This is a genomic window from Erwinia sp., assembly GCF_049696395.1.
Lineage (GTDB): Bacteria > Pseudomonadota > Gammaproteobacteria > Enterobacterales > Enterobacteriaceae > Erwinia.
In genome coordinates, this window is record NZ_JBAVTT010000141.1 from 19719 (window position 1) to 29128 (window position 9410).

A 9410-nucleotide genomic window follows, 5' to 3' on the forward strand; every position below is an offset into this window, starting at 1 on the left:
TTTAAACTCCCAACTTCCATGACAAGGTGCGTAACAGGTCGGCAAACACGCCTGCTGCGGTCACATCATTACCGGCACCGTAACCCCGCAGAACCAGCGGAATAGGTTGGTAGTAGCGGCTGTAGAAAGCCAAAGCATTCTCGCCGTTTTTCACTTTATACAGCGGATCGTTTCCGTCCACGGCATCAATTTTCACCCGGCAGCGGCCGCCTTCTTCAATGGCACCGACAAACCGCAGCACTTTGCCCTCTTCGCTGGCACGAGCCACACGAGAGGCAAAGGCGTCATCCAGTTCTGGCAGACGCGCCATAAAGGTTTCCACGTCGGCAATTGCCGTGAACTCCTCTGGCAGCACCGTTTCAATTTCGATGTCGCTAAGTTCAAGCTGGTAACCCGCTTCACGGGCAAGGATCAGCAGCTTGCGCGCCACATCCATGCCAGAGAGATCGTCGCGCGGATCTGGCTCGGTGAAGCCCATTTCACGGGCTGTCTTCGTTGCTTCAGACAGCGAAATGCCTTCATCCAGTTTACCGAAAATAAAGGATAAAGAGCCAGAGAGGATCCCGGAGAAACGCAGCAGTTCATCACCGGCATTCAGCAGGTTTTGCAGGTTCTCGATAACCGGCAGGCCTGCGCCTACGTTAGTGTCGTAGAGGAACTTACGACGAGATTTTGCTGCCGCAGCGCGCATCTGCTGGTAGTAATTGTAAGAAGAGGTATTGGCCTTTTTATTCGGCGTCACTACGTGGAAGCCTTCGCCCAGGAAGTCGGCATACTGATCGGCAACGGCCTGGCTTGAAGTACAGTCAACAATCACCGGGTTTAGCAGGTGATACTCTTTCACCAGACGCATCAGGCGGCCCAGGTTGAAAGGCTCTTTGGCTTCTGCCAGCGACCCTTTCCAGTTCTCCAGCGGAATGCCGTGAACGTTAGTCAGCAGCGCTTTGGAATTGGCGATACCGCAGACACGCAGATCGATATGCTTGTTCTTCAGCCAGGCCTGCTGGCGATGCAGCTGGTCAATCAACGCCGCGCCTACGCCACCTACGCCGATCACAAAGACTTCAATCACCTGGTCAGTGGCGAACAGCATCTGATGCACGACACGCACGCCAGTGGTGGCCTGATCGTTATCCACGACGACAGAAATTGAACGCTCGGAAGAGCCTTGAGCAATAGCCACGATATTGATGTTAGCCCGCGCCAGCGCTGAGAAGAATTTGGCGGAGATGCCGCGCAAAGTACGCATACCGTCGCCGACGACCGAAATCACCGCCAGATGCTCCATCACGTCCAGCGGCTCAAGCAGGCCATCTTTCAGCTCAAGATAGAACTCTTCTTCCAATACGCGACGGGCACGCGCCTGGTCGCTCTGCGGCACGCAGAAACTGATGCTGTATTCAGAAGAGGATTGGGTGATTAACACCACGGAAATCCCGCTGCGTGACATTGCCGCAAAGACTCTTGCCGCCATGCCAACCATGCCTTTCATGCCAGGGCCGGAGACGTTGAACATCGCCATGTTATTCAGGTTGGTGATGCCCTTCACCGGGTTATCATCATCTGAGCTGTCGCCACCAATCAGGGTACCAGGCGCCTGCGGGTTAGCGGTGTTCTTGATCAGGCAAGGGATCTGGAACTGAGCGATGGGCGTGATGGTGCGAGGATGAAGCACTTTCGCGCCAAAATAGGAGAGCTCCATCGCTTCCTGATAGGACATCGATTTGAGCAAGCGCGCATCAGGAACCTGGCGAGGATCGCAAGTGTATACCCCGTCAACATCGGTCCAGATTTCACAACAATCAGCACGTAAACAAGCGGCCAGCACGGCTGCTGAATAGTCGGAACCATTACGGCCCAGCACCACCAGCTCACCTTTATCGTTACCTGCGGTGAAACCGGCCATCAGGATCATATTTTCCGGCGGGATTTGGCTGGCGGCGATGCGGCGAGTGGATTCAGGGATATCTACGGTTGATTCGAGGTAATGGCCAACGGCCAAGAGCTTCTCAACCGGGTCAATAACGCTAACGCCATGCCCACGAGCCTGCAGCAACGCTTCCATGATCGCGATAGACAGCTTCTCGCCACGGCAGATGATCGCTGCGTTTACGCTGTCCGGGCACTGCCCCAACAGGCCAATACCGTGCAGGATCTGTTTAAGCTGAGCAAACTCCTGGTCGACAACCGTTTTCAGCTTGTCGTACTGGAAGCCTGGCTGGATGTCTGCCAGTCCCTGCAACAGAGAGGCAAAAATGCTTTCAGCATCGCTGATATTGGGAAACGCATCCTGACCGCTGATGGTTTTTTCAATCATTGCCACCAGGTGATTGGTGATCTTGGCTGGCGCGGACAATACGGTAGCAACCTGTCCCTGCTTCGCATTACTTTCCAGAATGTCTGCCACGCGTAAGAAGCGTTCCGCATTGGCTACTGAGGTTCCACCGAATTTCAGCACTCGCATATCCACATCTCCTGAATTTTAGCCGAAAAAAAAGCCCGCACTATTTAGGTGCGGGCTTGTTTTTGATGATTCTTGTATGCGTCAGCCCGCACCGTTACCTGTGGTAATGGTGGTGGTAATAATGATTGTTGTCATCAGGCTGAAATTGCGCATTTTAGATTTATCGTCTGTCTGTTTATAAATTCTGTCGGCCTCCAGAAGTAAAGCAATCGCCTGACCAAGTCAATTTTTTTATCACTTTGCGGCCAGTGACGAAGCGGAGAAGCCTTGGGGGATTTTCGCCGAAAACAGATCCATTCTGTTAGCTGGCGAAAAAAGGGCAGTAATAGCCACTGCGATTACTTTATTCGCCAGACTTTTTATCTATAAGTTTTTTTTCTACGTCATGCAGCAGACGATGAAGCATGGCGCTGTCGCGCTGTTCCAGCAGGCCAATACGCTGAGCCAGCCAGTCCACCAGTTTGCTGTCGTCGTTGACTTCCAGCTTCAGCAACAGACGATCAACACGCTGACGAAGCGCGACTAACTGCTGAGCATCCGCTGGGGCTTCTTTTGTGGCACTTACCTGCCTCAGCGCAGAAAGCTGGTAGCAATAGACCATTACGGCCTGACCCAGATTGAGGGAAGGATAGTCCGCCGCCATCGGAATACCGGTCAGCACATCCACCAGCTCCAGCTCTTCATTGGTCAGCCCTGTGTCTTCCCGGCCAAACACCAGCGCAGCACTTTGCACCCACTGTTGCTTCTCTTCTAACAGGCTCTGCACCTGCTGAGGCGTGGCGTAATAACGGAATTTTGCCCGGCTTCGCGCAGTGGTCGCAATGCTGAAGTCAACGTCTGCCAACGCCTCTTCCAGCGAATCCCAGTGCGTGGCATTCGCCAGAATTTCCCCGGCACCGTGAGCGACCCAGCCGGCAGCCGGTTCAAGATGAGCCTGACTGTTGACGATCCGCAGCTCATCAAATCCCATGGTTTTCATGGCGCGGGCGGCAGCACCCACATTTTCTGGTCTGCGTGGTGAGACAAGTATCAGAGGAAAACGCATAACTGCCTTAATATTGGTTGGCCGTGCCGTAAAAAATTACAGCCAGCTTGTAAAAAATCGCGCTCGACGGTAACAATTCAATAACATTATCGGCGCATACTCTACCCAGTCATAATCAAATTATATGACGACTTCGTTGCAAATACCCTAATAAAAACAATTATCAGCCGATAAAACCATAGGGTTCAATCAATTAACAAATGTTAAATCCGATCCTAACTATTTTTGCCGCAATGAGGTAACTCGTCGGCGAAAAGTGCATAAATGTGAGCTAAGCTGGCATTCTTGTAAGAGTTTTTCACAAACTTGTTAACGTGCTACAATTGGTTTGATATAAGTCAACTTAGCGTTGTTTATTACATTTCGGTCAGGTCTTGTACTGTTATCTCGCTGTTAATGTGGCTAAGATGCACACACATTTTTAAGCGTATCAGGACAGGTTGCACCTTGTATTTTCGGGAAGCACGGCCTGGCCTTTAATGGTTCAAGAACATATTCTGTACAGTTGACGTTTCGCGCCGGATGACTCTTCTGCCTGGCCTGGTTAGCTGTATGCCCTGTTTTAACTTTGTTGGCAATTTTAGGTAGCGAACACATGCAGACCCCGCACATACTTATCGTTGAAGACGAATTAGTGACTCGTAATACTCTCAAAAGTATTTTTGAGGCCGAAGGCTACATGGTTTATGAAGCTACGGATGGTGCCGAAATGCACCAAATATTGACCGAGAACGACATCAACCTGGTGATCATGGACATTAACCTGCCGGGGAAAAATGGTCTGCTGTTGGCTCGCGAGCTTCGCGAACAGGCTAACGTAGCGCTGATGTTCCTGACCGGTCGCGATAATGAAGTCGACAAAATTCTGGGCCTGGAAATCGGCGCAGATGATTACATCACCAAACCGTTTAACCCGCGTGAGCTGACCATCCGTGCACGCAACCTGCTTTCCCGCACCATGAATCTGGCACCGCACAGTGAAGAGCGCAAGCTGGTAGAAAGCTATAAGTTTAACGGGTGGGAGCTGGACATCAACAGCCGTTCGCTGGTCAGCCCGCAGGGCGAGCAGTACAAGCTACCGCGCAGTGAATTCCGCGCCATGCTGCACTTCTGCGAAAACCCAGGCAAAATCCAGACCCGTGCGGATCTGCTGAAAAAGATGACAGGCCGTGAGCTGAAGCCACACGATCGTACCGTCGATGTGACTATCCGCCGTATTCGTAAGCACTTCGAATCCACGCCGGATACGCCAGAAATCATCGCGACCATCCATGGTGAAGGTTACCGCTTCTGTGGCGATCTGCAGGACTAAGTCCTCTTCGGGCAAAAAATTAAGGGCCGGTAATCCGGCCCTTTTCTATGCAGCAGACTATTTCCACGGCATAATAGGCACTGCGCTCAGGGCGTTTTTAGGCGAACCATCTACGACTTTATCGGAATAGCTCAGATAGATCAGTGCATTACGTTTTTGATCGTAAAACCGTACCACCTGTAGCTTTTTAAACACCAGTGAAGTCCGCTTTTGGAACACAACCTCGCCTTCAGCTTTACCCTTGGCAATTTTATCGCTGAGTTCAACCGGACCAACCTGCTGACAGGAGATGGCCGCGTCTGAGGTATCCTCAGCCAGCCCAAGCCCACCCTTGATGCCACCCGTTTTGGCGCGGCTGATATAACAAGTTACATTTTTTACATCGGGATCGTCGAAGGCTTCAACCACTATCTTATGGTCTGGGCCAAACACCTTAAATACCGTATCCACTGATCCAACCTGCTCTGCATGAGCGGTTAATGATGTAAAAATCACTGACGTGACTATTAACAATTTTCTCATTGTCATAACGTTACCATTGCTTAGAAAATAGATGACATTGTAAGGTAAACTTCTTCAGGCACTTGCCGCATGGTAACACCTCCCCGTTGTTTGAGGCGCATCAGCACAGGGTATTTGTCTTCTTGCAGACTGAATGCGTAACAGAAGCCAGTAGTGGAACTTTTCCCTGCACCAATTTTAACCAGGTAAGGATGATTTATGGATCAAGCCGGTATCATTCGCGATTTGCTTGTCTGGATTGAAAGCCACCTTGATCAGCCGCTGTCTCTGGACAACGTGGCGACCAAGGCCGGTTATTCAAAATGGCACTTGCAAAGAATGTTTAAGGAAGTCACCGGGCACGCGATCGGCGCTTATATCCGTGCACGCCGTCTGTCGAAGGCTGCTGTGGCGCTTCGCCTGACCAGCCGTCCGATTCTGGACATTGCCCTGCAGTATCGTTTTGATTCGCAGCAGACGTTTACCCGTGCCTTCAAGAAGCAGTTTAATCAGACGCCAGCGTACTATCGCCGCTCGTCTGACTGGAACTCGTTCGGTCTGCGTCCACCGATCCGCCTGGGTGATTTCCACATTCCTGAGCCTACCTGGGTTACTCTGCCAGAAACCGTGTTGGTTGGGCAAACGCAAAGTTACACCTGTACGCTGGAGCAGATCTCCAGTGCCCGCGGTGAGATGCGGATGCACTTCTGGCGTCAGTTCCTGACCGAAACGGATAGGGTTCCACCGGTGCTGTACGGTTTGCATCAGTCACGTCCGAGCATGGAAAAGGATGATGAACAGGAGATCCTGTACACCACAGCCGTGCCGTCAGACAAGCTTTCGCAGCCTTTGCAGTCAACGCAGACCGTGTTGTTAGAAGGTGGGGAGTACGTGCAGTTTACCTACGAAGGGCCGCATAACGATCTGCAGGACTTTATCCTGCTGGTTTACGGCACCTGTATGCCGATGCTGAAGCTTACCCGTCGTCATGGACAGGATATTGAGCGCTTCTATACCCACGGTGGCAAGAAACGTGCAGAGCCGCCTGTTGAGATACACTGTGAGTATCTGATCCCGATCCGTCCACCGGTAGAATCAACTACAGCTTAAGCAACATAAAGGGGCGAAGTGATTATTCGCCCCGGCTTTTTCTCTTCAGAGATTAACGCTGCAACTCATCCAGCGCAGGCTGATCGAGATGCGCAACATCCCCGGCCGTTTCCACCACCCAGCCAGCCGCCAGCCAGGCACTTTGCTGATGATCAACGCGAGAAATTGAGCAGTTGCGTAAACGCAGACGGCGTTCAGCATGCGCAGGCAAGCCAAGTAAGGTACTGACCAGTACGCCCAGCGCCATGCCGTGGCTGACGATCAGCGGACGGCTACCAGCAGGCAGATCCAGACAGGCATTCAGCGCCTGATGCATACGCTCGGCCATCTCTGTCATCGACTCGCCGCCAGGAATGCGACCATTTTCAGTGCCGTCGACCAGCGTTTTCCGCCAGCCCTCTTGCTCTTCCGTCAGCTCATCCAGCGGCTGCTGTTCCAGCACGCCCATGTTTAACTCACGCAGACGGGGATCCAGGATGACTTCGCAGCCGCAGGCATCAGCAATAATCTCTGCAGTGTGTTTGGTTCGCCCCAAATCACTGGAGATAACATGGGTGATGCCGAAGTGTTTCACTCGCTCCCCCACCTGATGTGCCTGCTGCACTCCTTTCTCCGTCAGCGCGCTGTCTGACTGTCCCTGAATGCGCCGGGCGGCATTCCAAAGCGTTTCTCCGTGGCGAACAAGATAGACCTGTAACATGCGATTTTCCGTTATACTGCGACAAATTTGCCTAAAGGGTTCAAACAATTATGTACCATGTTGTCGCTGCCACCATCAATCCAGCCAAAATTAAGGCAATTTCTCAGGCATTCAGCGATGTGTTCGGTGAAGGATCCTGCCATATTGAGGGTGTCGAGGTCGACAGCGGCGTGGCCGCACAACCAATAACAAATCACGAAACGAGAACTGGCGCACGTCAGCGCGTGATGAATGCCCGCCAGGTTCGCCCGGAAGCCGATTTCTGGGTAGCGATTGAAGCCGGAATTGAAGAAGAGAGCGCCTTCGCGTGGATGGTGGTGGAAAACCATAAGCTGCGTGGCGAATCTCGCTCTGCCAGCTTCACCCTGCCGGCCATCGTGATGAAAGGCATACACGAAGGCCGTGAACTGGGCGAAGAGATGTCCCGGATCACTGGCATTGATAACATCAAACAAAAAGGCGGGGCCATTGGCGCCTTCACCGCTGGCCTGTTGTCACGTACCAGTGTTTACCATCAGGCTCTGATTCTGGCGCTTTGCCCGTTTCACAATGACATCTATCAGATCAAGCCGGGCGATAACGAAGAGTCAGACCTTATCTGATCCGTTCAGCAGTTGCGCCTCCAGCCAGGCTTTCAGCGCCGGGGGCGCACTTTTCAGGCTGTTCGATCCTCGGGTAATGGTCGCAATTCCCACCCCTAAATCATTTTTCAACTCACGCTGGCTTAACTCGCCACGCATCAACTCTTCGATGATCCGTAGACGCGTCCCTAAGGCTTCGCGCTCGTCCGGCGTCATCATCAGTTGCAGCAGCGGCAGATGTAATCCATTGCCAAAGGCACGTTGCAGCAGCGTCACAAAACGCTGCCACTCTTCGTTATGCGGTTCCATGGTTACGGGAACGGAAGATTCGCTCATGTGTGGCCCATACTATTAAACTAGTACAAAAGCATAGCACAGGCCTGACACGATCAGTAGCGCCGTTGCCACTCACTGTCCGCCAGAATTTTGTCTGACTTATCCATGAAGTGGCGATAATAAGCGTCGTAAGCCAGCACGTTCTTCACGTAGCCACGCGTTTCCGAAAACGGGATGGTTTCAATGAAGGCAACCGGATCCAGTCGGCCAGCGCTGTTACCCAGCCAGGTTTTCACCCTGGAAGGACCCGCGTTGTAAGCCGCAGAAGAGAAGATGCGGTTCTGACCAAACTGCTGATAGACGGATTCCAGATACTGCGTGCCGATCTGAATATTGGTTTCTGGATCTAACAACTGGCTACTGTTGCTGTAGCCCGGCAGGCTGTAGACCTTCACCGTGTGTTGCGCGGTGGCAGGCATCACCTGCATCAGCCCCGCCGCACCCACCGGAGAACGGGCTTTAGGGTTCCAGGCGCTCTCCTGACGGGCGATCGCCATGGCATAGCTAATCGGAATCGCCTTGCCGTTAGCGTAGCGCTGGAACTGGTCCTGATAAGCCAGCGGGAAGCGCTCCTGCAAGCTGTTCCACAATTTACCGGTAATGGTCGCCTGCACGCTCAGCACCCACCAGTTTTGCTGGTAAGCATACTGGGCGAGCTGCTGCTGCTGGCTGCTGTTTTTACTGGAAACCAGGTAGCTCCACTCCGTGCGGGCCAGGTTATCCATTCCCCAATACATCAGTTCACGCACGCGGGCAATTTCAGCGCCCTGCGTCAGGCTGCTGTCCTGCGGCGGCGCCTTATCAATCTGCAGTTTGTACTCTTCACCCAGTTTCTGGGCCGCCACCATCGGATAGAAGCCACGCTCCTGCATCAGGGCATGCAGGATCTTCTCCGCTTCTTCTTTCCTGCCCTGCTCTAATAGCAGGTCGGCTTGCCAGTACTGCCACTCATCTTTCTGTTTGGCTTCAACCGGCAGACGCGCAATCCAGGTATTCAGGCCGCGACGATCGTTAATGCCGAGTGACATCCTGACCCTGCGCTCAATCAATGAGGTGGAGTCGCTGCGCATCACCACATCATCACGCCAGCGAGCCTGTTCAGAAGTGATATCGTTGCCCATCAAGCGCCAGGCGACCGCCTCTTTCAAATCCTGCGCTTGCTGATCGCTCATCTTCTGGGCGGTGACCAGCGAAGGGATCATCGCCCGGGCATTTTCAGCATCCTCACGCGCTACACGGGCGAAAGCGAGCGCAGTGGCCTGACGGGTAAAATCAGTTGGCCCAACGGCACGGGCAAAGGTCATGACAGTCTGCGGGTTGTTTTGCAGATCCATCACCGCGTTCGCCATGGTCTGGTAATC

The 9410-nt window shown here is 52.9% G+C and carries 10 protein-coding genes and 1 other annotated feature; of the genes, 3 read left to right on the top strand and 7 right to left on the bottom strand.

All coding sequences use genetic code 11. The features are described 5' to 3' along the window. Position 1: 1 nt before the first annotated feature. From thrA to WCC56_RS17360, 3 genes are all read right to left on the bottom strand, one after another. The gene (thrA, locus tag WCC56_RS17350; RefSeq protein WP_424693579.1) at positions 2–2464 is read right to left on the bottom strand and encodes a bifunctional aspartate kinase/homoserine dehydrogenase I; all 2463 of its coding nucleotides are present in this window, start codon (positions 2462–2464) and stop codon (positions 2–4) included. Between the two features lie 24 nt (positions 2465–2488). Further along, positions 2489–2610: a sequence feature (Thr leader region), on the bottom strand. Next, positions 2546–2617, bottom strand: a complete 72-nt coding sequence (gene thrL, locus WCC56_RS17355) for a thr operon leader peptide (RefSeq protein WP_071822137.1) — start codon at positions 2615–2617, stop codon at positions 2546–2548. It overlaps the preceding feature by 65 nt. 190 nt (positions 2618–2807) lie before the next feature. After that, entirely contained in the window at positions 2808–3509 is a 702-nt protein-coding gene (locus WCC56_RS17360) for a tRNA/rRNA methyltransferase (RefSeq protein ID WP_424693580.1), read from the bottom strand. A gap of 595 nt (positions 3510–4104) precedes the next feature. Between WCC56_RS17360 and arcA the strand changes: the two genes are divergently transcribed. Next, positions 4105–4821, top strand: a complete 717-nt coding sequence (arcA, locus tag WCC56_RS17365) for a two-component system response regulator ArcA (RefSeq protein WP_424693581.1) — start codon at positions 4105–4107, stop codon at positions 4819–4821. A gap of 57 nt (positions 4822–4878) precedes the next feature. On the opposite strand, the gene creA is transcribed toward arcA, so the two are convergent. Next, on the bottom strand, positions 4879–5349 hold the full coding sequence (gene creA / locus WCC56_RS17370; protein ID WP_105760763.1) for a protein CreA: 471 nt from the start codon (positions 5347–5349) through the stop codon (positions 4879–4881). Between the two features lie 192 nt (positions 5350–5541). Here creA and robA point away from each other — a divergent pair, with 192 nt between their 5' ends. Beyond that, positions 5542–6432 carry an MDR efflux pump AcrAB transcriptional activator RobA gene (gene robA / locus WCC56_RS17375; RefSeq protein WP_424693582.1) on the top strand — a complete coding sequence of 297 codons (891 nt, stop codon included), beginning with the start codon at positions 5542–5544 and terminating at the stop codon, positions 6430–6432. Between the two features lie 52 nt (positions 6433–6484). Here robA and gpmB read toward each other — a convergent pair whose 3' ends face one another. Continuing rightward, positions 6485–7132, bottom strand: a complete 648-nt coding sequence (gene gpmB / locus WCC56_RS17380; RefSeq protein WP_424693583.1) for a 2,3-diphosphoglycerate-dependent phosphoglycerate mutase GpmB — start codon at positions 7130–7132, stop codon at positions 6485–6487. A 50-nt stretch (positions 7133–7182) separates the two neighbouring features. Here gpmB and yjjX point away from each other — a divergent pair, with 50 nt between their 5' ends. Continuing rightward, the gene (gene yjjX / locus WCC56_RS17385) at positions 7183–7734 is read left to right on the top strand and encodes an inosine/xanthosine triphosphatase (protein ID WP_424693584.1); all 552 of its coding nucleotides are present in this window, start codon (positions 7183–7185) and stop codon (positions 7732–7734) included. Here yjjX and trpR read toward each other — a convergent pair. Together trpR and sltY are read right to left on the bottom strand one after the other, a co-directional pair. Continuing rightward, entirely contained in the window at positions 7720–8049 is a 330-nt protein-coding gene (trpR, locus tag WCC56_RS17390) for a trp operon repressor (protein WP_424693585.1), read from the bottom strand. The two genes, yjjX and trpR, sit on opposite strands and share 15 nt — an antisense overlap. Before the next feature lie 53 nt (positions 8050–8102). Further along, positions 8103–9410 (bottom strand): murein transglycosylase (gene sltY, locus WCC56_RS17395; protein WP_424693586.1); only part of this gene is annotated, 1308 nt, incomplete at its 5' end.

What these genes read in the sequence shown, in the direction of transcription:
- thrA (WP_424693579.1), bottom strand. Translation starts at nt 2,464, where the DNA reads ATGCGAGTGCTGAAATTCGGTGGAACCTCAGTAGCCAATGCGGAACGC.
- WCC56_RS17360 (WP_424693580.1), bottom strand. Translation starts at nt 3,509, where the DNA reads ATGCGTTTTCCTCTGATACTTGTCTCACCACGCAGACCAGAAAATGTG.
- arcA (WP_424693581.1), top strand. Translation starts at nt 4,105, where the DNA reads ATGCAGACCCCGCACATACTTATCGTTGAAGACGAATTAGTGACTCGT.
- creA (WP_105760763.1), bottom strand. Translation starts at nt 5,349, where the DNA reads ATGACAATGAGAAAATTGTTAATAGTCACGTCAGTGATTTTTACATCA.
- robA (WP_424693582.1), top strand. Translation starts at nt 5,542, where the DNA reads ATGGATCAAGCCGGTATCATTCGCGATTTGCTTGTCTGGATTGAAAGC.
- gpmB (WP_424693583.1), bottom strand. Translation starts at nt 7,132, where the DNA reads ATGTTACAGGTCTATCTTGTTCGCCACGGAGAAACGCTTTGGAATGCC.
- yjjX (WP_424693584.1), top strand. Translation starts at nt 7,183, where the DNA reads ATGTACCATGTTGTCGCTGCCACCATCAATCCAGCCAAAATTAAGGCA.
- trpR (WP_424693585.1), bottom strand. Translation starts at nt 8,049, where the DNA reads ATGAGCGAATCTTCCGTTCCCGTAACCATGGAACCGCATAACGAAGAG.